The organism is Mesorhizobium sp. M0139 (assembly GCF_040322455.1).
Classification (GTDB): Bacteria; Pseudomonadota; Alphaproteobacteria; order Rhizobiales; family Rhizobiaceae; genus Mesorhizobium.
In genome coordinates this window covers 132,120-156,305 of the sequence record NZ_JAMYTN010000011.1, presented here as the reverse complement: position 1 = coordinate 156,305, position 24,186 = coordinate 132,120, and the positions used below count along the sequence as shown (strand labels likewise).

21 protein-coding genes are annotated in these 24,186 nt (G+C 62.9%); 11 read left to right on the top strand and 10 right to left on the bottom strand.

Annotated elements, in window-relative coordinates; genetic code table 11:
• Positions 1 to 21: 21 nt before the first annotated feature.
• The 3 genes from NKJ58_RS20105 to NKJ58_RS20095 form a co-directional block, all read right to left on the bottom strand.
• Complete coding sequence (locus tag NKJ58_RS20105; RefSeq protein ID WP_352520066.1) at positions 22 to 1,095, bottom strand: ABC transporter ATP-binding protein; 1,074 nt, start codon at positions 1,093 to 1,095, stop codon at positions 22 to 24.
• Positions 1,096 to 1,186: 91 nt separating this feature from the next.
• Positions 1,187 to 2,011: an ABC transporter permease gene (locus NKJ58_RS20100; protein WP_352520067.1), complete on the bottom strand. Its 825-nt coding sequence runs from the start codon at positions 2,009 to 2,011 to the stop codon at positions 1,187 to 1,189.
• Positions 2,008 to 2,925 (bottom strand): ABC transporter permease, encoded by a 918-nt coding sequence (locus NKJ58_RS20095; protein ID WP_023816431.1) that lies wholly within the window; start codon positions 2,923 to 2,925, stop codon positions 2,008 to 2,010. The genes NKJ58_RS20100 and NKJ58_RS20095 overlap by 4 nt, the downstream gene beginning before the upstream one ends.
• A gap of 292 nt (positions 2,926 to 3,217) precedes the next feature.
• On the opposite strand from NKJ58_RS20095, the gene NKJ58_RS20090 reads away from it, so the two are divergent.
• Positions 3,218 to 4,630 carry an aminotransferase gene (locus NKJ58_RS20090; protein ID WP_023670068.1) on the top strand — a complete coding sequence of 471 codons (1,413 nt, stop codon included), beginning with the start codon at positions 3,218 to 3,220 and terminating at the stop codon, positions 4,628 to 4,630.
• Between the two features lie 15 nt (positions 4,631 to 4,645).
• On the opposite strand, the gene NKJ58_RS20085 is transcribed toward NKJ58_RS20090, so the two are convergent.
• Entirely contained in the window at positions 4,646 to 5,848 is a 1,203-nt protein-coding gene (locus tag NKJ58_RS20085; protein WP_023696407.1) for an aromatic ring-hydroxylating oxygenase subunit alpha, read from the bottom strand.
• 503 nt (positions 5,849 to 6,351) lie between these two features.
• Between NKJ58_RS20085 and NKJ58_RS20080 the strand changes: the two genes are divergently transcribed.
• Positions 6,352 to 6,732 (top strand): hypothetical protein, encoded by a 381-nt coding sequence (locus NKJ58_RS20080; RefSeq protein WP_023670066.1) that lies wholly within the window; start codon positions 6,352 to 6,354, stop codon positions 6,730 to 6,732.
• Positions 6,733 to 6,967: 235 nt separating this feature from the next.
• Here the strand turns inward: NKJ58_RS20080 and NKJ58_RS20075 are convergent, their stop codons facing one another.
• Both NKJ58_RS20075 and NKJ58_RS20070 read right to left on the bottom strand, forming a co-directional pair.
• Positions 6,968 to 9,058 (bottom strand): hybrid sensor histidine kinase/response regulator, encoded by a 2,091-nt coding sequence (locus NKJ58_RS20075; RefSeq protein WP_023670065.1) that lies wholly within the window; start codon positions 9,056 to 9,058, stop codon positions 6,968 to 6,970.
• 222 nt (positions 9,059 to 9,280) lie between these two features.
• On the bottom strand, positions 9,281 to 10,009 hold the full coding sequence (locus NKJ58_RS20070) for a response regulator (protein ID WP_352520068.1): 729 nt from the start codon (positions 10,007 to 10,009) through the stop codon (positions 9,281 to 9,283).
• Positions 10,010 to 10,103: 94 nt separating this feature from the next.
• On the opposite strand from NKJ58_RS20070, the gene NKJ58_RS20065 reads away from it, so the two are divergent.
• Positions 10,104 to 10,808 (top strand): response regulator transcription factor, encoded by a 705-nt coding sequence (locus NKJ58_RS20065; protein ID WP_352520069.1) that lies wholly within the window; start codon positions 10,104 to 10,106, stop codon positions 10,806 to 10,808.
• Positions 10,809 to 10,879: 71 nt separating this feature from the next.
• Here the strand turns inward: NKJ58_RS20065 and NKJ58_RS20060 are convergent, their stop codons facing one another.
• Together NKJ58_RS20060 and NKJ58_RS20055 are read right to left on the bottom strand one after the other, a co-directional pair.
• Complete coding sequence (locus NKJ58_RS20060) at positions 10,880 to 11,050, bottom strand: hypothetical protein (protein ID WP_023670062.1); 171 nt, start codon at positions 11,048 to 11,050, stop codon at positions 10,880 to 10,882.
• Between the two features lie 33 nt (positions 11,051 to 11,083).
• Positions 11,084 to 11,416, bottom strand: coding sequence for a hypothetical protein (locus NKJ58_RS20055; RefSeq protein ID WP_023670061.1), 333 nt, complete (start codon positions 11,414 to 11,416; stop codon positions 11,084 to 11,086).
• A gap of 330 nt (positions 11,417 to 11,746) precedes the next feature.
• Here NKJ58_RS20055 and NKJ58_RS20050 point away from each other — a divergent pair, with 330 nt between their 5' ends.
• Positions 11,747 to 12,208, top strand: a complete 462-nt coding sequence (locus NKJ58_RS20050) for a L,D-transpeptidase (protein WP_023683946.1) — start codon at positions 11,747 to 11,749, stop codon at positions 12,206 to 12,208.
• 164 nt (positions 12,209 to 12,372) lie between these two features.
• On the opposite strand, the gene NKJ58_RS20045 is transcribed toward NKJ58_RS20050, so the two are convergent.
• Both NKJ58_RS20045 and NKJ58_RS20040 read right to left on the bottom strand, forming a co-directional pair.
• Positions 12,373 to 15,456 (bottom strand): efflux RND transporter permease subunit, encoded by a 3,084-nt coding sequence (locus tag NKJ58_RS20045; RefSeq protein WP_023696405.1) that lies wholly within the window; start codon positions 15,454 to 15,456, stop codon positions 12,373 to 12,375.
• Positions 15,453 to 16,757: an efflux RND transporter periplasmic adaptor subunit gene (locus NKJ58_RS20040; RefSeq protein ID WP_023683944.1), complete on the bottom strand. Its 1,305-nt coding sequence runs from the start codon at positions 16,755 to 16,757 to the stop codon at positions 15,453 to 15,455. Before NKJ58_RS20040 ends, NKJ58_RS20045 begins: the two co-directional genes overlap by 4 nt.
• A 148-nt stretch (positions 16,758 to 16,905) precedes the next feature.
• On the opposite strand from NKJ58_RS20040, the gene NKJ58_RS20035 reads away from it, so the two are divergent.
• The 7 genes from NKJ58_RS20035 (at position 16,906) to NKJ58_RS20005 (ending at position 24,176) form a co-directional block, all read left to right on the top strand.
• Complete coding sequence (locus tag NKJ58_RS20035; RefSeq protein WP_023683943.1) at positions 16,906 to 17,442, top strand: TetR/AcrR family transcriptional regulator; 537 nt, start codon at positions 16,906 to 16,908, stop codon at positions 17,440 to 17,442.
• A gap of 332 nt (positions 17,443 to 17,774) precedes the next feature.
• Positions 17,775 to 18,563 carry a 3-hydroxybutyrate dehydrogenase gene (locus NKJ58_RS20030; protein WP_023683942.1) on the top strand — a complete coding sequence of 263 codons (789 nt, stop codon included), beginning with the start codon at positions 17,775 to 17,777 and terminating at the stop codon, positions 18,561 to 18,563.
• Between the two features lie 140 nt (positions 18,564 to 18,703).
• Positions 18,704 to 19,522: a chromate resistance protein ChrB domain-containing protein gene (locus NKJ58_RS20025; protein WP_023683941.1), complete on the top strand. Its 819-nt coding sequence runs from the start codon at positions 18,704 to 18,706 to the stop codon at positions 19,520 to 19,522.
• Positions 19,519 to 20,910, top strand: a complete 1,392-nt coding sequence (gene chrA / locus NKJ58_RS20020; RefSeq protein ID WP_023683940.1) for a chromate efflux transporter — start codon at positions 19,519 to 19,521, stop codon at positions 20,908 to 20,910. Before NKJ58_RS20025 ends, chrA begins: the two co-directional genes overlap by 4 nt.
• A gap of 288 nt (positions 20,911 to 21,198) precedes the next feature.
• The gene (locus NKJ58_RS20015; RefSeq protein WP_502902318.1) at positions 21,199 to 22,134 is read left to right on the top strand and encodes a methyltransferase; all 936 of its coding nucleotides are present in this window, start codon (positions 21,199 to 21,201) and stop codon (positions 22,132 to 22,134) included.
• A 379-nt stretch (positions 22,135 to 22,513) separates the two neighbouring features.
• Positions 22,514 to 23,719, top strand: a complete 1,206-nt coding sequence (locus tag NKJ58_RS20010; RefSeq protein WP_352853675.1) for a pilus assembly protein TadG-related protein — start codon at positions 22,514 to 22,516, stop codon at positions 23,717 to 23,719.
• A gap of 4 nt (positions 23,720 to 23,723) precedes the next feature.
• Positions 23,724 to 24,176 (top strand): TadE/TadG family type IV pilus assembly protein, encoded by a 453-nt coding sequence (locus NKJ58_RS20005; protein WP_031209425.1) that lies wholly within the window; start codon positions 23,724 to 23,726, stop codon positions 24,174 to 24,176.
• The last annotated feature ends 10 nt before the right edge of the window (positions 24,177 to 24,186 follow it).

Here is a 24,186-nt window from a genome sequence, read left to right as displayed (position 1 = left end):
TCCCACTTTTCGGGATCATGCTCAGTCCGCCATCGCCACCAGGGCCTCCGGATCGTAGCCGAGGCGGATCGAAGTGCCGACGGGGATATCGTCGGCGCCGAAGTCGTTGGTCTCGGTGACCGACAGTGGCTTTTCCAATCCGGGTATCTCGACGATGAGATGGGTGATCTCGCCAAAATAGTGGCGTTCGACCACCTTGCCAGCCACTTCGAATTTCGCCGTCGCATTGTCCCACAGCACGCGCAATCGCTCCGGCCTGATGCCCAGCGTGGCGCCGCCGCCATTGCGCACGAAAGCTTTCGGCTTGTCGGTCCGGACGCGGCCGAAGCCCAGCGTGTCGACGACCAGCGAGGCGGCATTCTCCTCGACGATCTCAGCTTTTACGAAATTCATGCCGCCGAGGAAGTCGGCGACCTGGCGGTTGACCGGCCGCTGGTAAATTTCCTTGGGCGAGGCGACCTGGGCGATCTTGCCGCCGAACATTACGGCGATGCGATCGGACATAGCGAGCGCCTCATACTGGTCATGGGTGACCAGCACGAAGGTGATGCCGACCGCCTGCTGCAGGCGGCGCAGTTCGACCTGCATCTGCTCGCGCAATTTCTTGTCGAGAGCCGACAGCGGCTCGTCGAGCAGCAGCACCTTGGGCCGCATCACCAAGGCGCGGGCGAGCGCCACGCGCTGGCGCTGGCCTCCGGAAAGCTCGGTGGCGAGGCGTTTGCCGAGGCCGGTGAGCGACACCTGCGCCAGCCCTTCCTCGACGCGGCGCTTTTCTTCCCTTCCTCCCAGCCTGAGCCGTTTCAGCCCATAGGCGACATTCTGCTCGACATTGAGATGCGGGAAGATGGCATAACTCTGGAATACCATGTTAGTCGGCCGGCGGTTGGCGGGGATGCCTTCCATCGACTGGCCGCCGACCGAGATCGAGCCGCTGGTCGGGTTGTCGAAACCGGCAATCATGCGCAGCAGCGTGGTCTTGCCGCAGCCGGAAGGGCCGAGCAGCGAAAAGAACTCGCCCTCCTTGATTGTCAGCGAGGCGTCGTCGAGCGCCTTGAACGCCCCATAGCTGCGGGAAACGCTGCGGATTTCGATCATTGCTCGGTCGGTTTGGGGTCGATCAGATTGGGCCCGCTCGGACTTATCTTGCTTGGATGGCTCATCCTGAGGCCGTTCGGCCCGGGACTGCTCAGGCATAGAGGCCTCCCTCGCTCTGGGTGCGTCTGGCCGCATGGCGGCGCAGGATCTCGGCAACAGTCATCAAACCGAAAGAGGCAACCAGCAGCAGCGTGCCCAGCGCCAACACACCCGGCAGCTTGGCGGCAAAGCGCAACTGGCCCCAGATATAGATCGGCAGCGTCGTCTCGGTGCCGGTCAGGAAGAAAGCGATGACGAACTCGTCGAGCGAGATGGTGAAGCAGACCAGGAGGCTGGAAATGATCGCCGGCGCCACCATCGGCAGCGTCACCCGCCGTAAGGTGCCGAAGGCACTCTCGCCGAGATCGGCGGAGGCTTCTTCGAGGCTGCGGTCGAAGCCCTCGAAGCCGGCGGTCAGCACCGTCATCGAATAGGGAATGCAGATCAGGACATGGCCGAGCACGACGGTGAACAGCGACAGGCTCAGGCCTAACTGCAGCATGACCAGCAGCATGGAGATGGCGAGGATGATTTCCGGCAGCACCAGCGGCGCCATGATCAGGCCATTGATTGTGCGGCGGCCGGGATAGCGGTAGCGGGTGATCGAGCGGGCGGCGAGGATGCCGAGCAGCGTCGACAGCACCGATGCCGAGATACCGACGATCAGGCTGTTCCAGGCGGCGTCAAGCAGCGCCGGCGTCTTCGGCAGGTCTTGGTACCATTTCAGCGTATAGCCGGTGAGAGGAAATTTTGGCGTCGGCGCGGTGTTGATCGAGAAGATCGGCAGGAAGATCACCGGCAGATAGAGAAAGACGACGTAGAGGAGGGCGTAGGCGGACAGCCAGCCGCCGGGGAAAAGGCGCCGCCTCGCCGTCATCGCGCCAGCCTCTGCAGCGCGCGGATGATGAGCACGGTGGCGCCCGCCATCAGCGTCACGACCAGCATGGTGGTCACGGACAATGCCGCGCCGAGTGGCCAGTTGGAGGCCTTATGGAACTGCGACTCGATGGCATTGGCGATCATCACGCCATCCTTGCCGCCGACCAGCTTTGGGGTGACGTAGTCGCCGACAGTGGGGATCATGACGATGAGAGCGGCCGAGATGACGCCCGGCGCCGACAGCGGCAGCGTCACGCGCAGGAAGGAGCGCAGCGGGCCGTCGCCAAGATCGGTGGCAGCCTCGACCAAGGTGCGGTCGACCTTCTCGAGCGAAACGAAGATCGGCAGGATGGCGAAGGCCGCCCAGGCGTGTGTGAGCGTGATGATGACGGCGCTGGAATTGTAGAGTAGCGCGGTCGATGGTTCGTCGATGATGCCGAGGCCCATCAGGCCGGAATTCAGCACGCCATTATAGCCGAGGATGACTTTCCATGACATCACGCGCAGGAGATAGCTGGTCCAGAACGGGATGGTAATCAGGAACAGCCACAGGCTCTTGTGGCGACCGCCATGGAACGAGATGAAATAGGCGATCGGATAGGCGAGGATGACGGTGAAAAAGCTCACCGTCAGGGAAATGTAGAGCGAGCGCCACAGAAGATCGCGGTAGATCGGCTCGGTCAGCGCGATGCGATAGTTCTCCAGCGTGAATGTGTGGTCGATGGTGAGGTAGTTCTGCGTCCAGAAGGAGTGGGCGAAGACCACCAGGATCGGCACCAGCAGCAGGATCAAAGCGTAGACCAAGGTCGGGCTGATCAGGGCAAGGCCCTGGACGGATTCGGACTGCAGAAGGGCGTTTCGCCTTGCTCGCGTCATGCGTCGCGTGGGCACCCCTTCGGCAGCTACCGTCATTGCAGCGACCCGGGCGTGATCTCGGTTGCTGGCTCGAACTGTTCCGCCATGATGCTCCCATTGACCGGGCCGGCTGCCTGTTCCCAATTTTTGCGGAGCGCGCTTTGCTGGTTGCGCTCCAAGCTTGCCGGCTTTCTTTCATCATGAGCGCATCCGTGCATTGAAATCAAGCGCTATTTCTGCAATATTGATTGAACGGACATTCAAAATGAAGTGAAGAAAGCCGGCTTTCCTGCCCTTGGCGCTTCGCTTTCTGTCCGGTGAAATTACGCTCAGACGATGCGAGGCAATGATGGCGGCTGCAAGAGACCTAAGAGCGATGGAAATGGCTGACGGTGGCGATGCGGTCGAGCTGGCCAAGCGCCATCTCATCCAGCCCTGGCCTTATGCCGGCTCGGTCGGCAATGAAGCGCGTGCGCTGATTGGCGAGGGCGATGGCATCTACATCACCGATGTAACAGGCAAGCGACTGATCGACGGGCCGGCCGGCATGTGGTGCATCAATGTCGGCCACCGCCGCGAGGAGCTGGCCAGGGTGATGTACGACCAGGCGATGATGCTGTCCTACAACACGCCCTGGTATACGATGAATGCGCCGTCGGCCGAGCTCGCCAAGCGCCTCGCCGATCATGCGCCGGGCGATCTCAGCCATACCTTCTTCACCACCGGCGGATCGTCGGCTGTCGAGACGGCGCTGCGCTTCATGCAGTTCTACAACAATGTGCGCGGGCGGCCGGAAAAGAAGCTGATCCTCAGCCGCGGCGGCGCCTATCACGGCTCGACCTATCTGTCGGCCTCGCTCAACGGCCGGCCGCGCGACCGCGACTGGATGGACGGCGCCGACGATCTGGTCGTCAAACTGTCCTCGCCAGACCCGTTCCGGCGGCCGAAAGGCATTGACATCGCCGCCTTCTGCGATTTCCTGGTCGATCAGTTTCGCGATACGGTCGCCCGCGTCGGCGCAGAGAAGATCGGTGCTTTCGTCGGCGAACCGGTGCAGGCATCCGGCGGCGTCGTCGTGCCGCCGGATGGCTATCTCAAGCGCATTCGCGAAATCTGCAGGGACAACGATATCCTCTATATCTCCGATGAGGTGGTGACCGGCTTCGGGCGGCTCGGCCATGTCTTTGCCTCCGGCGATGGCTTCGGCATCGACCCCGACATGATCACCTTCGCCAAGGGCGTTACATCAGGCTATTTCCCGCTTGGCGGCGTCATCATCTCGGAGCGGCTGCTTCAGGAAATGCGCCGTTCCAACCATCCCGATGCGATGTTCGGCCATGGCCTGACCTATACCAGTCATCCCATCGGCTGCGCGGTGGCGCTGAAGAACCTCGATATCCTGGAAGACAGCGTGCTGGCCCACACGCGCGATGTCGCGCCCTATTTCCAGGCGCAGTTGAAGACGCTGGAGGAACTGCCGCTGGTTGGCGAAGTCCGCGGCATGGGCCTGATGGGCTGCGTCGAGTGCGTAGCCGACCGCGAAAGCAAGGATCCGCTGCAGCTCGACAAGGATGTCGGCAAGCGCATCGACGCGCATTGCCACGAACTCGGCCTCCTGGTCCGGCCGCTGATCAACATGTGCGTGATGTCGCCGCCGCTGATCATCACGCGAGAGCAGATCGACGACATGGTGGCGATCCTGCGCGAAGGCATTTCGCGGACCATGGATGATCTGCGCAAAGAGGGCGTGTGGCAGGGGTGACTGGCAGTTCCGCCCCTACACCTGCGAGCGCATAGCCTCATTGAGGTTCCACATGTCCTTCTCCTCCGGCGCCGTCTCCAGGCCCAGCACCGGGATCTGCTTGCGCAGATGGTCGTGGTGGGTCCGCACACCGTATTCGAGGTCGGAGAGATAAAAACCCTCGAAGGCCTCCGAGATCATGGACTCGTTTGACCAGACGGAAAGCTGCACGTCCTCGTTCATGGTATCGCGGTCGATGCGGTAGGCGAGATAGCGGGCGGCCGCCTGTTCCCGGGTCTCGTCGGGGTAGCGGTAGATGGCGCCGCGCAGCAGCGTCTCGCCGGTCGACAGCGGGAACTCCTGATAGAACTGCACCGATTCCGGCATGATCGACAGCGCGTTGTTGGGGAAGATGCCGTAATAGATCCAGGCCCTGCGCAGATGCTCCGGCAGGTGTGAGGCATCGGGCGTGAGCTTGATGTATTCGCGCACGCTCCAGCGCCGGCCGGCATGCGGATTGTAGGTGGCAAACGAGCGCGACACGCCGTTGATGAACGGCTCGTCGAAATAGGTCGAGCCGTAGAGATCCTGCAGCGCCGGATGCGCCATGGCGACGTGGTAGCCTTCATTGTCGACGTCGCGCACCGACTTCCAGTTGACCGGCGTTTTCTGTGTCCAGATGCCCCAGGACGGCACCATCTCGGCCACGTTGTAGTGTGCCATCTCGGCCTCGATCGGCTTCAACAGTTCGGCCACCGAAGGCTGCGGGCCGCCCTTGCGAAAGCGGACAAAGATGAAGCCCATCCATATCTCAAGGTCGAGCGGCATCAGGCCGAATTCGGTCTTGTCGAGCTCGGGGAAGGAGCGCGGCCGGGCGGCGCCGCGCAGCGTGCCGTCGAGATTGTAGACCCAGCCATGGAACGGGCAGACCAGCGCGTTCTTGCAGGTGCCCTGGCTGTCGGCGACGACGCGGCTGCCGCGATGCCGGCACATGTTGTTGAAGGCGCGCACGACGCCGTCCTTGCCGCGCACGATGAGCGCCCGCTCGCCGACCACGTCCATAGTCAGATAGTCGCCGGCATTCGGCACGTCGCAGACATGGCCGGCGATCTGCCAATGGTTGCGGAAGACGTATTCCTTCTCAAGTTCGAGAAGCGCGTCGGAGTGATAACTCCAGCCCGGCAGACCCCGCCGGTCCCAATCATTGGGGATCGCCACGTCACGGAGATGCGGGTTCATAAAAAAGCTCTTCTTTTATTGAATACTCATTCAATAAAACCATATTTTACATTGAAATGCAATGGCTTGTAGAAATCACAACTTTTCAAGTCGGCACAACAGGACCAGCTGAAAGCCAGAAAATCCCGGAATATCCGGGCGTTAACCGGGGGCGTGAAATAGCTGTCCGGCATGCGGATTTGGCCGTGCCGAGCTTGCAAACACGGCCCGCTCCGAGACGAAAATACCTGGCGTCCGCAAATTCGATCCGCAGTGTGAGCTTGTTCATAGTGCGGCCGACAGGAAGCGGGCTTGGTGCGTTCGCGGCCCGCCTGTCGTCAACATTTGATTGCCCGGATGAAACAGCTTCGCAAACGCATCTTGCCGTCGGCACATGACCGGATCTGTCCGGATATGCCCGAATTTCTTGTTTCAAACCTGTTACGCGGGCAAGCCAAGCGCATCATTCGCCCGTTACCAGGCGCGCTTAGGTTCGTTTCATAAGAAAACGAAGGGGAGCAGCAATGCATACGAAAGTCGAGATCACTAGCAACGAACGACGCGCCAAACTGGCACTGCGTCAGCGCGCCAGCGACCATCCGGTTGCGATGTTCTCCATGCTGGGCGCCTGCGCTCTGGCCGTCATGTTCCTGACACCGGCTTCCGGTCCGGCTTTTGCTTCGCTCAACCCGCCGGCCAATGTTGTCCAGGGCGCGCCGACCACCATCAAGACCGCCCGGCTGCCGGAGCCGGAAATCGATTTTGCCTGCCAGGGTCAGGCCTGGGGCGCCGAGAGCGCGGAGTGCCTGCGCGTCATCGCCGCCCAGTCCGGCGTGCACAAGGCGCGTTCCGTCCGCATGATCGCCAACGCAGCGCCGCTGACCACGACACCCAACGTTTTCTGAACCTCCCGAGCGCTTCCTCCCGCGCTCGTTCTTGGCTCCCGCCGCTTCCCTCGGTCGGGAGCCTCTTTTTTAGGGCCTATCGATATTCGGGTGAGGCCGGCCTGCGCATGGAGGTTCCCTGCGCTTCCGGTGCTCGCGTACTTCAAGTACGCTCCGCTCCGGTTCTCGGGAACCACCATTCTCGACTCGGCCTGACCCGAATCTCGATAGACCCTACATGGGTGCTTCCGAAAACTTAGCCGGCGGCGGCGACCTGGTCGGCTATTGCCGAGAGTACGCCGCGGACGTCCAGCGTCGAGAACGGCTTTTCCAGGATTTGCGGGCGCTGCGGCGCCGGCAAGGCTTCGATCTCGGCCTTGGCGCCGATCAGGTCGCCGGTGACCAGCACGAAGCGTTTGGCCAGCGCCAGGTTGTCGGCGAGCAATTCGCGGTAGATGGCAATGCCGCTGGTGCCGGGCATGCGCAAGTCGGAAAAGACGATGTCTGGCGGCATGTGGCCGGTCAAGGTCGCCGCCGCCGACGTCCAGGCCGGCACGACCCGCGACTTGATACCCATCAGTTCCAGGATGTCGGAGAGGGAGCCGGCGACGTCGGGTTCGTCGTCGATGATCAGCGCATGGCGCAAGCCGCTGGAACGAGCCGGGCTGTCGCCGGCTGCTGCCGCGCCGCCGGTGATTACCGGCAGCTGGACGACGAAGCGCGCGCCACGCGGCAGCACCTCCTCGAACCAGATATTGCCGTTGTGGCGCTCGACGATCGATTTCGAGATCGACAGGCCGATGCCGGTGCCGACGCCGACCGGCTTGGTGGTGAAATAGGATTCGAAGATGCGGCTGCGGATCGCCTCGGGAATGCCCGGTCCGTTGTCCTCGACCGAAAACCCGGGGTTGCCGCGATCGCTGCGGAATGTCCGCACCTTGATCAGGCGGTCGCCGCCGATACCGGCCAGAGCGTGTTGGCTGTTGATCAGGAAATTGGCGGCCACCTGCGTGACGTGGTCGGCATCGGCCATCGCCAGCAGCGGGCCGGGCGCGAAATCGGTGTCGATGATGATGCCGCTCGAGCGTGCGCCATAGGCGGTTACTTCGAGTGCGGCGCGGATCACCTGGTTGAGATCGGTCTCGGCCTGCGCCGCCGGATGCAGGCGCACCATCGACAGGAAGCTTTTGACGATGCGGCCGCAGCGCTCGGCAGCGGCGCGCACTTTCTCGGCGCGAACCTTGGTCTGCGGGTCGGTGGCGAATTCATGCAGCAGCGTCGACTGCGCAACGACCACGGCGAGCGGGTTGTTGAGCTCGTGCGAAACACCGGCCAGCAGTGAACCCATCGCCGCCATCTTCTCGTTCTGGTGCAGTTTTTCGCGCTGGCGGTTGATCTCTTCTTCGGCGCGCAGCTTATCGCGCAGATCGCGGATCGAACCGAAGATGAGCTGACGGTCAGCCACCCGCATCTCGGTCGCCGTCAATTCGATGGGAAACACCTCGCCGGCCGCATTCTGTGTCACGGTCTCAAGCCGTTGGCCAACCATCGGCGCGCCGCGGCCAGACATGTATTCGGCGCCCGAGACATAGCCCTTGCGGTAATATTCCGGCACCACGGTATCGAGCAGGTCCTTGCCGAGGATGTCGCTGCGCTGATAGCCGAACATCTTTTCGGCGGCCGGATTGAATTCGATGATCGAGCCGGTCTCGTCGATGACGATGATGGCGTCGAGCGACGCCTGCAGCATGGTGCGGCGGATGACTTCGCTGGCATGGGCGTCGGACGGCGAGTGCTCGATGGCGTCGCCGATGGCGAGCGCGATGATGTGCATCGTCGCCTCTTCCTCTTCGGTCCATTCGCGCTCGTTTAGGCAGTCATTGACCGCGAACGTGCCCCACAGATGACCGTGCGCGAACACCGATACCGACAGGAACGACTTGATGTGCTGCTTTTCGAAATCGGCCCTGAGGAACCCGTCGAGATCGCGCGTATGGCCGGCGAAGATCTTGCCTTGCCGCTCGTCCTCTCCAATCCGCTCCAGCAGCGGATCGGTATCGACGATCGACTGCATGATCACCGTCGGCGAAGCCAGTTCGCCGCCGAAGCGAGGATCGATCCAGTAGGCGGCGACCGATTGGGCGAAGCCCTGGCCGGGCAATTCGCGCAGCCTGAACAGGATGCCGCGCTGGCAATTCATGGCGCTGCAGAGCGTTTCGAGGATGGTTTCCATCTCGCGCTGCCAGTCGCCGGCATCGCGCAACCGGCGGACGACGCGCACAGCCGCCATCGCGGCGCTCTGGCGAGCGCCTTGCGGGTCCATGCGTGGTGCTGGTTCAGCGGTCATGTCAGCCATCAGTAAAGGGCCGTCGAATTAGGCAGCTATGGAGCATTTCACGAAAAAGGTGAAACGCTCCATGTTTCAATGCAATCCCGAACGGAAAATCGCTACGCACTGTTCCTGGAATTGCTAAAGCGCTTCACCGTTTCACGGAAACGGAGAAGCCTCTATCTCTTTGTTTTCACACAATTCCGGGCGGAAACCGCGTACACTTTTCCTGTAATTGCTCTAGTGCCCGTCACCGGTCGGCAGCGAGAAGATATAGCCTTCGCCGCGCACTGTGCGCAAAAATTTCGGATTGGCCGGATCGGTTTCGATCTTCTTGCGCAGCCGCATGATGCGAATGTCGACGGCGCGCGACGATTCAGGATCCTCGACAAAACCAATCGCCTCGGAGATCGCCGATCGCGTCAACAGCCGGTTGGCGCGGGTCAGGAAAACCTCCAGCACATCGAACTCGCTCTTGGCCATGTCGATGACGGCGCCGTTGGCGCCGGTGACAAGCCTGCCGTCGAGGTCGGCCTGGAACGGGCCGAAGGTCAGGCGGCGGCCGCCCTCGGCTTGTGTCTTCGCCGCCTGGGGCGGGCTCGGCTGCGGAACGCGGCGCAGCACGCTGCGCACACGAGCCAGCACCTCACGCAACTCGTAGGGCTTGACGATGTAGTCGTCGGCGCCAAGCTCCAGCCCGACAATGCGGTCGAGTGCGGTGCCGGCGGCCGTGGCATAGATGATGCCGACCGGTATTTTCGAGCGCAGCCAGCGGCCGAGCGACAGTCCGTCCTCGCCCGGCATGGCGATGTCGAGAATGGCCAAATGAAACGATTCCGTCTCCAGCAAGGCGCGCGCCTCGGCCGCGCTTCCGGCCTGGGTCACATCGTAGCCGTTGGCGCCGAGATACTCGGCGACCGCGTCCCGGAGATCGGGCTCGTCCTCGACGATGACAATCCGTGCCCGCACTATGGCCTCGCTCCCGCTTTCAGCGGAAAGTAGATTGGGTATAAACATGATGTCCAGCACTCATATCCGGTTGCGGGGGAACGGGAAGAAAAACATGGCTGCACGATCCGTCATCGCGCTGGTTTGCGTCGCCGATGTGGTGGCCGGCGATCTTGCCGATCATCTCGACCGGCGCGGCCATGACGTGCGCGAGGCGCGGCAGCCCTGGGAAGCTGAATCCCTGCTTTCGGCCGGAGGCATCGATATCGTCATCGTCGGCGACAGCCTCAGCCAGGCGGAGGGGCGGGACCTGCTCAGGCGTTATGGCGGCGGCCAGAGCGCGGACGGGAAGGCGGCGCCGGATTTCATCCTGATCTGCCGGCCGGCCGATCTGGTCGACAAGGTGCTGGCGCTCGAGCTTGGCGCCGCAGATGTCGTCGAAAGTCCGCTCAATGTCAGGGAGCTTGCCGCGCGCATCGGCGGCCTGCTGACGCGGCGCGGCAGGTCCGCCCAGGAACTGATCGTGCTGGAAAATGCCACCGTCGATTTGCGGTCGGCCATCGTCATGCACCGTTCGGGTACGGAAGAACAGCTGTCGCCGGGCCAGGTGGCGCTGCTCAGGCTGTTTCTGGCCAGTCCGCGCAAGGTGCTGACGCGCGACGACATCATTGCGGCGGCGCCCGCCGAAAATGCCGATGCCTTCGACCGCTCGATCGATTCGCGCATCGTGCGGCTGCGCCGGAAGCTCGACACCGAAACCATCACCACCATACGTGGCACCGGCTACCGGTTCGACCCGCCGACGCAGCGCGCCGACTGAGGGTCGGGAGGCTGGATTGTTTCTCGGCTCGCCCAAAAAAGCTGCGCAATCTCGGGCGCCATGCATAGGCGTCAGCGCACCACCAGAAGCGATGGTCCCGACGGCAATTCGCTGGCAACTACGATTTCGCTGGCGGCATGGGCGCGGTCCTTCAGGAGAACCGTGGCGAGACCGGCAAAGCCGAGCAGGCCTTGTGCATAGAGCAGTACCGAAAGCACGGAGGCTGCAGATTTCGTCTTCATCGGTTGTCCCCAAAAATCAGAACCGCGGGTGCTTCAGGATAAACCCGAAGTGCCCGCGTCGCCCACGGAGCCCCCCGTTGCGACGCGGGCCTTCGGTCCTCTCGGCAGCAAGTTGCCGGAGGGGCCGCGCATCCACTTCAACCCGAGGCCGACCCGCCAGAGGGCCCTGAGACGGTTGATGCGCAGACTGGAGACAATCCAGACCAAGGCTATGAACAGCGCGGCATGCAGCGTCGAAATCTCACCCGAATTCATCACCGCCAGTTTCGTCATCGGGGTGCCGGCTACTGTGCCGATGCCGCCGACGACAAATGCGGCGATGCTTATCCTGAAGAGCCAGGACAGGGTGGTCGATTTGATGCTCATTTTCGTTGGCGCCGGCTGTTCTCGTTGGGATGACTGTGCCGCGAGCCTGTAACCAGATCATGCCGCCCAGGCCGCGCTTTGTTGCAAGTCGGTTTCGAGCGAAGCCAATCTTCTTTCATATAAGGACATCAGCACTTTCGTTTGGGGCGCGGTGCGTGATCGGGAGTGCGCAGCGAAGGCGGAGCACGCTTCCCTTGTCCACCTTGCTTGTTAACCAGAGGAAACAGATTCGAAACACAAACGAGCCTCAGCGAAGTCAGTCTGAAACATGGCGCGGGGATAAGGCGGCCACCGAATTGACGCCGGCAGGACCGGCAAAGAGGAGCCATCATGTACAAAGCCATTTCCGCCAAACTCATCAACGTCACCGCCGCAGCCGGCGGCGCCGCGCTTCTGCTTGGCACCGCCAACAGCACCGCCCATGCCGCGGCAAACCAGATCGTGGCGCGTGTTTCGCTGTCGCAGCAGACCATGGAAGTGCTGGTCGATGGCCGGCCGACTTTCGCCTGGAAGGTCTCGACCGGCGACAGTGCGCATGTCACGCCGACCGGCTCGTTCAAGCCGACCCGCATGCACGAGATGTGGCATTCGAAGAAATACGACAACGCGCCGATGCCGCATTCGGTCTTCTTCAGCGGCGGCTACGCCGTGCATGCGACCAACGCCATCAAGCGGCTGGGACGGCCGGCGTCGCATGGCTGCGTGCGGCTGCATCCCGACAATGCCGCCGACTTCTACCAGTTGGTCGAAACCTTCGGCCCGACCAACACCAGCATCGTCATCGTCAAGTAGCAGACTGCGTTTGGAGCGATGGTGCAGCGCAGCCGGCCAGGTCATGCCGCACCGCAAGTTCCCGCCTGAAGCTCCATCAGAGCTTCGCGGTAAATCAATCCAGTCAAAAAAGAGGCCGGAAATTTCCGGCCTCTTTTCGTTTGTTCGCTAACGCCGTTCGCAGCTCAGTCCGCGTGCACCGGCATCAGCTTCGGGTCTGGCTTTTCGGCGTGGTGCGGCAGGTCCTTGCTGGCGATGAAGGTGTAGAACATCGGCACCACGAACAGGGTGAACATGGTTCCGACCAGGATGCCGGTGAAGATCACGAGGCCCATCGAATAGCGCGCCGCCGCACCAGCACCACTGGACACGATCAGCGGCACGACGCCGAGCGCCATCGCCGCTGTCGTCATCAGGATCGGCCGCAAGCGCACCTTGGCCGAGGCGACGATCGCATCGCGCCGCCTCATGCCATGCAGCTCGCGCTGCTGGTTGGCGAACTCGACCAGAAGAATGCCATGCTTGGTGATCAGACCTATCAGTGTGATCAGGCCGACCTGCGTGTAGATATTGAGCGTTCCAAGCCCCAGATTGAGCGGCACGATGGCGCCAAAGATCGACAGTGGCACCGCCATCATGATGATCAGCGGGTCGCGGAAGCTTTCGAACTGCGCCGCCAGCACCAGATAGATGACGATTACGGCGGCTGCGAACGCGATAAGGATCGTGTTGCCCTGCTCCTTCTCCTGCCGGGACTGGCCGGAATAATCGATGAAGAAGGTATCGGGCAGGCTCTCCTTGGCAAGGTTCTCCAGGGTCTGCAGCCCGTCGCCCGTGGTGACGCCGGGAAGCGGCAGCGCTGATATCGTCGCCGAGTTCAGCTGGTTGAACTGCTCGATCGCGGCCGGCGCGGCGTTGGTCGAAATCTTCACTACCGCTGAAAGCGGCACCATTTCGCCGGTCACGCTACGCACGAAATATTCGCCGAGCTTCTCGGGATTGTCGCGGAATTCCTTCGGCACCTGCGGGATGATGTCGTAGCTGTTGGAGTCGCGGTCGAACTGAGCCACTTCGGCGCCGCCGACCAGCAGCGTCAGCGTCTGGCCGATGTCGGCGATCGGCAGGTTGAGAGCCGCCGCGCGGTCGCGGTCGATGGTCACCGTCACCTGCGGAGCGTCAAAGGACATCGAGTTTTGCACGACGATGAAGCGGCCGGAGGCCTGCGCCTTGTTCTTAATCTGCTCGGCCGCCTCGTAGACCTCGGCGGAACCACCGGTCGAGCGCACCACCATGGAGATCGGCAGGCCGCCGCCGGAGCCCGGCAGCGTCGGCGGCGCGAAGACGAAGGCCTCGACGCCGGCCACCTTGCCGAGGCGTCCCTGGATATCGGCTTGAAGCTCCTTTGAGTTGCGCTGGCGCTCGGCCCAATCCTTGAAGGCGAAGCCGACAAAGGCGCCGTTGGTGGCGCCGCCAAAGGCAACGGCGGAGAATTGCGCCCTGGTTTCGGGAATGTCCTTCACCAAGCCGAGGATCTGGTTGACGTAGGTCTCGGTGTAGTCCGAGGTCGCGTAGCGCGGTGCCGTCACGATCGACAACAGGAAGCCCTGGTCCTCTTCCGGCGCCAGTTCGCTCGAGGTCTTGGTGAACATGAAGCCGGTGAGCGCAACCAGCGCCACGACCATCAGCAGCGTCACCGGTCGATTTCTCAAGGAGGCGGTTACCGCCCGCTCATAGACATGCTCGACACGGCTGAAGGTTCCGTCGACGACGCGCTGGAAGCGACTGTGCGATCCCGCCTTGAGCAGACGCGCCGCCATCATCGGCGTGATGGTGACGGCTATGAGGCCGGACAGCACCACCGAACCGGCGAGCGTCACCGCGAACTCGCGGAACAGCGCACCGGTCAGGCCGCCGGTGAAGGCCAGCGGCGCGAACACGGCGGCGAGCGTGATGGTCATGGCCACGATGGCGGAGAAAATCTCGCGCATGCCGTTGAAGGCCGCCTGCATCGGCGACATGTGGTCCTCCTCCATGTGGCGATGGATGTTCTCCACCACCACGATAGCGTCGTCGACGACAAGGCCGATGGCCAGCACCATGGCCAGCAGCGACAGAAGGTTGATCGAATAGCCGACCGCAAACAAAAGGAAGCAGACGCCGACCAGCGACAGCGGGATGGTCACGATCGGCATCATCACCGAGCGGAATGAGCCGAGGAACAACAGGATGACCACGACGACGATGGCGACGGCTTCGGCGATGGTCTTGAACACTTCATCGATCGAGGCGCTGATCTGTTCGGTGGAATCGTAGACGATTTCGATGGTCATGCCTTTCGGCAGCGTCTCTTGAATCAAAGGCACGATCTTGTGGATCGCCTCCGCCGTTGTCAGCGGGTTGGCGGCCGGCGTCGGGAAGATGGCGAGGAAGGTGCCGGGCTTGCCATTGAAGCTCACCCTCGTGTCGGTGCTCTCGGCGGCAAGCTCGACTCGCGCCACGTCGCGCAAGCGCACCACCTGGCCGTCCGTCGAGCGCAGCGGAAGCTCGGCAAAGGCCTCAGGCGTCTGCAGCGTCGAGCGAACCGTGATCGAGGAGACGACATATTCGTTCTCGGTGTTGCCGGGCGCCGACAGGAAGTTGGAGTTGTTGATCGCCGCCAGCACTTCGGCGGCGGTGACGCCACGCGCAGCAAGCTTGACCGGGTCGATCCAGACCCGCATCGAATATTCCTCGGCGCCGAAGATCTGCACGTCGGCGACACCTTCGACCGTCGACATGCGGGGCCGCACGACGCGCTCGATATATTCGGTGAGCTGCTCCTTGCTCATGTTCGGATTCTGCATCGAGATGTACATCATCGCGAACTCTTGGCCGGTGCCCTTGACGATGACCGGGTCCTTGGATGCATCCGGCAAGGTGCCGCGTACGCCCTGCACCTTCGACAGGACCTCGGTGAGCGCGACATCCGGATTGGAGCCGAGCTTCATCTGGACGACCACAGTGCTCGAAGACGGCCGGCTGGACGAGGTGACGTAGTCGATGTTCTCGGTCGAGGCGACGGCCCGCGCGATCGGGGCGGAGATAAAGCCCTGGATCAGGTCGGCGCTGGCGCCGGGATAGGCGGTGGTGATGGTGATCGCCGTCTCGTCAACCTTGGGATACTGCCGGATCGACAGGTTGAAGATGCCCTGGAAACCCAGGAGCAGGATCATACAGGCGAGGACGGTGGAGAGGACCGGCCGGCGAATGAAGATGTCGGAAAAGTTCATTGCTGAGCCTGCTGGTTCGCCGACTTGCTGGGGTCAATGGTGTTGTCGACAGCGACGGACATGCCGTTGAAGAGACGGTTTTGGCCGGCGGTGACGACCTCGTCTCCAGCCTTGATGCCCTCGACGATCTCGACCATGCCGTCGTTGCGGCGGCCGGGCTTCACGAACACCTGCGACAGCACGAGCGCCGGCTTTTCCGGTTCTGCCGCGGGCTTCGCCGGGTCGACAGCCGGCTTGTCCGCGGGCTTCGCCGCGGCGTCTTCGGCAGCCGGTTTCGCGTCTGCCGGCTTTGCATCTGCCGCCGGCTTTGCCGCGTCGGCCCCTGCAGCAGGCTTTTCCTCGGGTTTCGCGGCTGGGGCGCCTTCCGCCGGCTTCGCCGGAACGACGACGAAGACGAAGTCGCCATAGAGGCTCGACGTCAATGCCGTCTGCGGCAAGGACAGAATGTTTTTCTCCTGCGGCAGCTCGACGCGAACCTGGACGAACTGGCCGGGCGTCAGCTTGCCGTCAGGGTTGGCGACCTCGCCGCGGACGGACACCAGGCGGCTTGAAGCGTCGATCTTGGGATCGATGCCGCGAATGGAGCCGGCAAACGGCATGTCGGCGCCGCCGCCGGTGCCGCCGAGGCCGAGCCGCACCGCCTGGCCTATCTTGAGCAGCGGCAGCTGCTGTTCGGGTACCGAGAAATCGACCCGCATGGTGTCCAGATCCTGCAAGGTCACCACTGCGTTGCCGGGCGAGAGATATTGGCCGAGGTCGATCTTGGGGATGCCCACGGTGCCGGCGAACGGCGCCGTCAGCTGCTTCTGATCAAGCACGGCCTGCAGCTTGTTGACCTGCGCGGCGGAGGCCGATGCAGCGGCTTGAGCGGTGTCGAGCGTGGCATCCGTTCCGACGCCGCGCCGCTGCAGCTCCAGCGCGCGTTCGAGCGCCGTCTTGTCGGACACGGACTGCGCCTTGGCCGCGACCAGATCCGCGCGTTCGACGGCATCGTCGAGCTGCAGCAGGACCGAATCGACCGGCACCTTCTGGTTGGCATGGAAAAGGATGTCCTTGACGATGCCGCTGGTCTCGACGGTAAGGTCGACACCGCGCACGGCGCGTACCGTGCCGATCGCCTCGACCCCCGGCGTCCAGTCGGAAGGCTTGACGACAACCGTCGATACGGTCGTCGCCGGCGGCTTCATGGTGGCGAAATACTGTTTGATAGCGTTGTCGCGGAACAGGTTGAAGCCGACAACGCCGACGCACACCAGAGCGAGCAGAAGCAGAATTGCGGTGATAGAGATGAAGCGCTTCACGAACTGTCCCCTCGGCCGATGTCCGGCAAAATAGCCGAATAGCGGGACACTTATCGACGCCAGGTCCCGATTACAAATGACGGCGGACTTACTGTACCGTCTGGACGGTCTTGTCAATTCCGCCTAGGCTGGTGCGGGGAAGGGATCGATGAAGACCCAAAGGGCAAATTCGCGCGACAAGATACTCGCCGCCGCCGCCGATGTCGCACGCGAGGCCGGTCCCGGCAGCCTGTCGCTTGACGCCGTCGCCAGCCGCGCCGGCGTGTCGAAAGGCGGCCTGTTATATAACTTTCCGACCAAGGCCAAACTGATGCAGGGCCTGGTGGAGAATTACCTGCGCGCGTTCGAGCTGGCGCTGGAATCGGGCCGTGTCGCCGGCGCCAGCGGCGAGAGCCTGCTCGCCACCTATATCCGGCTCTCGGCGGATGATTGCGAGGAGCCGAAGCCGACGGCTTCGTGGATATTCTCGGCGATCGCCGAGGATCCGGATTTCCTGACGCCGATAAAAGCCTTCAAGTCGCAGCTGCTGCAGCGGCTGAAGAGCGAGACGCCGGACCTCAAGACGCTGCTGGTCTGCTTTCTGGCCATCGAAGGGCTGCGCAGCATGAACCTCTTCGATTCCGACGTGCTGTCCGCCGACGAACGCCACTTGCTGGTATCGGCCCTGCTGGAGATTGCAGGATAGCTCAGGGCGTCGGATCGAAGAAGCGATACGGGCCGGGCGGAAAGGACGGTTGGTGAGCGGCATGGCATAGGCACGCATCACGACATCGGCGATTTCAAGCTACAGCCCCCTGATTCGTTGGATCGATGGTTCAGGAATGACTGCGCGAATGCGCGGTCGACTATGTTGCGCCGCACCATAACACTGCCGTGTCAGCCTTGAGACGGCGCTCGGCGAGGCCGGCAAAGCGCGTTTTAGGGCTGTGATGGCGCCGACATATGGTTATGGCATTGTCATGTTGCGGCGCACAAACTATGTGCCTTTGTAGTCCTCCTAACAGTCGCGAGATCTCCATGGGTTCCCTTTCTTCGAAGAATGCGCTCGTCACCGGATCGACCAGCGGCATTGGCCTGGCCATTGCCCGCGCCCTTGCCGCCGAGGGCGCCAACGTCACGATCAACGGCCTTGGCGAAGCCGCGGCGATCGAACAGGAGCGCGCCGGCATCGAGAAGGATTTTGGCGTCCAGTGCCGCTACTCCGGCGCCAACATGATGGACGGCGCAGCGGTGACCGCCATGGTGCGCGAAGCCGAGCAGGCCTTGGGCAGCCTCGACATTCTGGTCAACAATGCCGGGATACAGCATGTCGCGCCAATCGAGGAGTTTCCCGACGACAAGTGGGAAGCCATCATCCGCATCAATCTGCTTGCCGCCTTTTACGCGATCAAGGCCGTGGTGCCCGGCATGAAGGCGCGCAAATGGGGCCGCATCATCAACACCGCGTCGGCGCATGCACTGGTCGCCTCGCCGTTCAAGTCGGCTTACGTCTCGGCCAAGCACGGCATAGCGGGTCTGACCAAGACGGTAGCGCTGGAAGTCGCGCAGGACGGCATCACCGTCAACGCCATCGCGCCCGGCTATGTCTGGACGTCACTGGTCGAAAAGCAGATCCCCGACACGATGAAGGCGCGCGGCATGACCGAGGAACAGGTCAAGCGCGACGTGCTCCTGGCGGCACAGCCGACGAAGCAATTCGTCACCGTCGAGGAGCTCGCCGCGCTGACGCTGTTTCTGTGCTCGGACTCGGCCAGGCAGATTACCGGCACGACTTTGCCGATGGATGGCGGCTGGACGGCGCAGTAGGCGCGCTCCCCCGGCGCCGCTCTTTCCTTGACAAAGACGAAAGATCAATCCAGCATTGTGGCAAGGGGTTCCTTCGCGACGACCCCGTGAGGCGTCAGCCCAATGATCGCGTCCAAACTCTCACTCTGGAGGTGGACGCCATGCCGTCAACAACCGCAATCACCGTAGCGCAGCTTTCCCGCCTTGTCGGTCTGTCCGACGCGCCTGTTCTTGTCGATGTCCGCATCGACGAAGACTACGACGTCGATCCGCGGCTGCTTCCGGCCTCGTGCCGGCGCGACTTCAAGTCTGTTTCGAGCTGGGCGGCCGAGTTCACGGGGGCTCATGCTGTCGTCATCTGCCAGAAGGGGCTGAAGCTCTCGCAAGGCGTTGCCGCGTGGCTGCGCCATGAGGGCATTGCTGCCGAATCCCTTGAAGGCGGCTTCGAGGCGTGGCAGGCGGCCAAGGGACTTCTGGTCAAGGCCGACAAGATACCGCCCCGCGACGACAAGGGCCGCACGGTCTGGGTGACGCGTGCCCGCCCCAAGGTCGACCGCATCGCCTGTCCTTGGCTGATCCGCCGCTTCGTCGATCCCTCGGCGGTGTTCCTGTTTGTCGAGCCGTCTGAAGTGCTGGCGGCCGCCGATCGGTTTGGGGCGGTTGCCTTCGACATCGACGACGTGTTCTGGAGCCATCGCGGCGAGCGCTGCACCTTCGACACGATGATCGAAGAGTTCGGGTTGCGGTCCGAAGCGCTCGATCGCCTTGCGCTGATCGTGCGTGCAGCCGATACGGCGCGCCTCGATCTCGTACCGCAGGCGGCCGGGTTCCTCGCTGCATCGCTCGGGCTGTCGCGCATGTTCCGCGACGATCTCGAACAGCTTGATGCCGGCATGCTGCTCTACGATGCGTTCTTCAGATGGTGCCGCGATGCCACTGACGAAACCCACAATTGGCCCAGCGCGGGCAAAGCGCCATGAGCGCCCTCGCCGCGGACGACGATGCACAGGCTACCGAGGCTCCGATCGTCCCGACCTTCCGCCAAGCCGCGAAACTGTGGGCAAGGATCGGCCTGCTCTCCTTCGGCGGGCCGGCCGGACAGATCGCGCTGATGCACAAGGAATTGGTCGAGGATCGCCGCTGGATCGGCGAGCAGCGGTTCCTGCATGCGCTCAACTACTGCATGCTTCTGCCAGGCCCCGAGGCACAGCAGCTCGCCATCTATATCGGCTGGCTGCTGCACCGGACCGCCGGCGGCCTCGTTGCCGGCATCCTGTTCGTGCTGCCCGGTGCGTTTGTCATGCTGGGCCTCAGCATCTTCTACGTGCTTTACAATGATGCGCCCGTCATCGAGGCGCTGTTTTTCGGCATCAAGGCGGCGGTGCTGGCCGTCGTCGTCGAGGCGGTCCTCCGCATCGGCAAACGGGCGCTCAAGAACCGGGTGATGATGGCGATCGCGGTGGCCGCGTTCCTTGCCATCTATGTCATCAGGCTGCCGTTTCCGCTGATCATCCTGGTTGCAGGGCTGACCGGCTGGATCGGCAACCGCTTGGCACCGGCGCGTTTTTCCGGAGCCGCACGCGGCAAGGACAATTTGCCCGATGTCAGGGGCGCCGTCGACGTCATGTTCGAACGCGGCGACCTCGCTCACACCAAGCCGACGAAATGGCACGCGCCGCGCACCATCGCGATCTGGCTGCCGATCTGGCTCGGGCCGGTCGTACTGATCCTGGCGCTGACCGGCCCTGCCAGTGTTTGGGCACAGCTTGGCGGCTTCTTCAGCCTGATGGCGGTGGTCACATTCGGCGGCGCCTACGCTGCGCTCTCCTATGTCGCGCAGGCAGCGGTGACCTCGTTCGGCTGGCTGGCGCCGGGTGAAATGGTCGATGGGCTTGGTCTGGCCGAGACGACGCCGGGACCATTGATCCTGGTGCTGCAGTTCGTCGGCTTCGTCGCCGCCTATCGTCACGCCGGTGCGATGGGACCGCTTGTGGCCGGATCGCTCGGCGCATTGCTGACGCTCTGGGTGACGTTCGTGCCGTGCTTCTTCTGGATCTTTCTGGGTGCCCCCTACATCGAGGCGCTGCGCGGCAACAAGGCGCTGTCGGCGGCGCTGAGTGCGATCACGGCGGCTGTGGTCGGCGTGGTGATGAACCTTGCGCTGTGGTTCGCACTGCATGTCGTCTTCGGCGCGGTGCACCGTTTTGGTCTTGGGATGGAGCTACCGGTGCTGTCGTCGCTGGATTGGCGCGCCGCGCTGCTGGCGGCGGCCGCCATGGTCGCCATGCTGAAACTGAGGATCGGCATGCTGCCGACATTGGCCGGCTCGGCGCTGGCCGGACTGGCGCTGCTGGCCTTGCCTGCGTAGCGTCCGAAGGCGCGACCAGCCATTATCACAGCCGGATTTTTGAGGTATGCCGGGCCGGCGCACAACGGTCGCGGGCGCTGGTAGGATCAGCGCTGGCCCCGGAGATACGCTTTACGTCGAACCCGATACCGCCAAGCTGAACCTGCTCGACGCGGAGAGCGGCGCGCTGGCGAACTGATTTGACGAGGTTGGCCGAGCTGTTCAAAGTCGATCCTGGATCGCACAACGGGATATGACATGGTGGATTCCGATCGGATCGACAAGCTGATCGCAGGGGTGCCCCCCGCCTTGGCGCTTCGTGCCGGGCTGGACCTTGGCATCTTCACCTGGCTCGGCGGCGATGCTGCGACTGCCGACAGCCTTGGGGCAGCGCTCAAAGTCGAGCCCGCTCGTCTGTCGCGGTTCCTCTACGCGCTCGCCAGCATCGGTCTCCTCGACGTCGAGGATGGTCAGTTTCGCAACGGAGCCGAAGCGTCGGAGTTCCTCGACGCGTCCAAGCCGACCTATCGCGGCGGCGATCATGTGCTGCTGCGCGAACTCTGGGGAGCCGACCTTTTGACCGCAGAGTCGCTGCGGCAGAATCGGCCGGCCGCGCTGCACGACTTTTCCGAAGCGGGGCCAGAATCCGCAGCGGCCTTCAGCCGCATGCTCGCACCGGGAGGGGTGATTTTCGGCCGAAATCTCGCCCGTGAACTGGACTTCTCGGCGGTCAGTTCGGTGATCGACATCGGCGGCGGCGCCGGGACCATTCTGGTCGGTCTTCGCGAGCGATGGCCGCATGTTGCGGCGACTTTGATGGAACTCCCGACGGTCGCGGCGGTCGCACCAGCGATCCTGTCGGAATACGGTGCCGGCGATGTGGTTGTCGAAGAAGGCGACATAACGGTCGCGCCATCGACCGGCCGGCATGACTTGGCAATCCTGAAGGCTGTCGTCCAGGTCCTGCCGCCGGACCAGGCGCGCAGTTCGATCCTGAACGCGGCGCGTTGCCTCACCCAAGGAGGCGAGATCGCAATTGCGGGGTGGGGTGTCGTCGATGACGACCGTCTCGGCCCGCCTGAGGGTGTCTTTCTCAATCTCACCTTCCTGAACCTTTACCGCGCAGGCGAATCGTACACGGAAGGTCAGTATCGCGGGTGGATGGCCGAAGCTGGGTTCCGGGATATCTCCAGGTCGCAGCTGACCGACGGCACCACGTTGTTTCGTGGGCGCCTCACGGACTGATTGTGGCTGGAGTAGTTGGTTTCGGGCGTGCGTGGCCCTCAGAGCCAGCCCCGGACGGATTGCACAAAGTTCCTGAGGCGGCGTGAGCCGATCTTTCCCCTTACCGGCAGCGCGGTGTCCCCTGTCTTCTCGATAGCTTCTTCGCAGAGGGGGCATTTAAATGTCACTTGGTCGACAACAAAGTTCGGGATAGCGGCATATTTCGCATTCGTCGATTGGGGCGGAACCTCCGACAGGATGTTGCGCGGTCGCTGCAACTTGCGCCTAGCTAGCCCGTTCGACTACGTCGAATCGGAATGGAGTTTTTAGACATTCGTTTATCTATTCGTGGTTTCTAATACATATGGCATCCAACGCGTTCACCCGGATTTGGTTTGCTTTGAGCCGCCTAAGGCGCGCCACGAACGGTAACGTTGCCGTCATCTTCGCCTTCACCTTGCCGGTCGTGGTCGGCGGCGCCGGCCTAGGTATCGAGACGTCCTTCTGGTACTACAGCAGCCTTAAGCTGCAGGCCGTTGCCGATGCCGCGGCCTATGCCGGTGCGCTCGAGAAAGTCGCGGGTTCCGACAACCCGACCATCATCGCCGCCGCCACGCAGTCCGCAACTTCGAACAATTTCGCCACGCCGGGCACGATCCAGGTCAACACGCCGCCATTGTCTGGCCCGAACACCGCAAAGAAGGCGGTGGAGGTCATCGTCAAGCAGAACCTCGATCGCTACTTCACGGCGATTTTCAACAGCACGCCGGTTCCGGAACAGGCGAGGGCGGTGGCACTGATCACCGATGGCGCCTATGCCTGCAACACGGCGCTCAATCCGTCGGCCTCGCAGGCGGTGAGCATTTCTGGCAACACCAGCCTCAAGCAGATCGGCTGCGTCATCAATACGAATTCGATCGCCGCCGATGCCATCAAGCTTCAAGGCTCGGCGACCCTCCAGACTGACTGCCTGATAGCGGTCGGCGGCGTTTCGCTTAGCAGCACACCCACGATGGTTTGCAAGGCCCCGATCACGCATGCTCTGCCGGTGGCCGATCCGTACGCCGATCTGCCGACGCCCACCGGCGGCAACCCGTGCAAGAATGTCAACGGCAACAAAACCTCGCAAACGCTCCAGCCTGGCACCTATTGCAGCGGCATGAGCCTCAACGGCAACGTCACGCTTTCTCCCGGCGTCTATGTCGTGCAGGGCAGTATGAAGGTCAACGCCAACGCGGTCGTCGCGGGCAGCGGGGTAACCATCTTCATGGCCGGCAGCAACACCGTCAGCATGAATGGCAACGCCACGGTGACGTTAAGCGCGCCGACATCCGGAGCCTATTCCGGCGTGCTGTTCTACGGCGACAGGACTGGGACCGCAGCGCAGAGCACCTTCAACGGCACGGCGAACTCGCTTCTGACCGGCGCCATCTATTTCCCCAGGCAGCAGGTCAACTACCTTGGCAACTTCTCGGGGAACGGCGGCTGCACCCAGGTCGTCGCCGACACCATCCAGTGGTCTGGCAGTACGACCATCAAGCAGGACTGCACCAGCCTCGGGATGAAGAACATCCCGGCGGCGCTGTCCGTTCAGCTCGTCGAGTAGCGGGATGGGTAAGCGGGCCTTGCGCATTGTCCGGGACAAAGCCGGGTTGGCCGCCGTGGAATTTGCCATGTTGCTGCCCATCCTGTGCTTGGTCTGCCTCGGCATCGCCGACGGCTGGTCCTACGTGACGAGTTACCTGCAGATGCGGGCCGGCGTCAAAACCGCGGCCAATCTGGTGATGGCCGGCGCGGGCAGTGACGCGGCCAAAGACACGGGAACGCAGGCGGTCGCGCTTTCGAGCTGGGACAACAAGCCCGATGACGCCGCGGTCGTGCTGGTCCGCTCCTATTTGTGCGGCACCACGGTCGTGGATGAGACCACCATCTGCGGCGGAAAGAAGCTGCCGACCGTCTTCATCCAGATAACGGCGACGGGCACCTGGGTGCCCCCGTTCAACTTCGGTGTCTTCCCGGACCCGCGCGCGATCAGTCATCAGCAGGTGATCCGTGTCCGCTGAAAGGATCGGG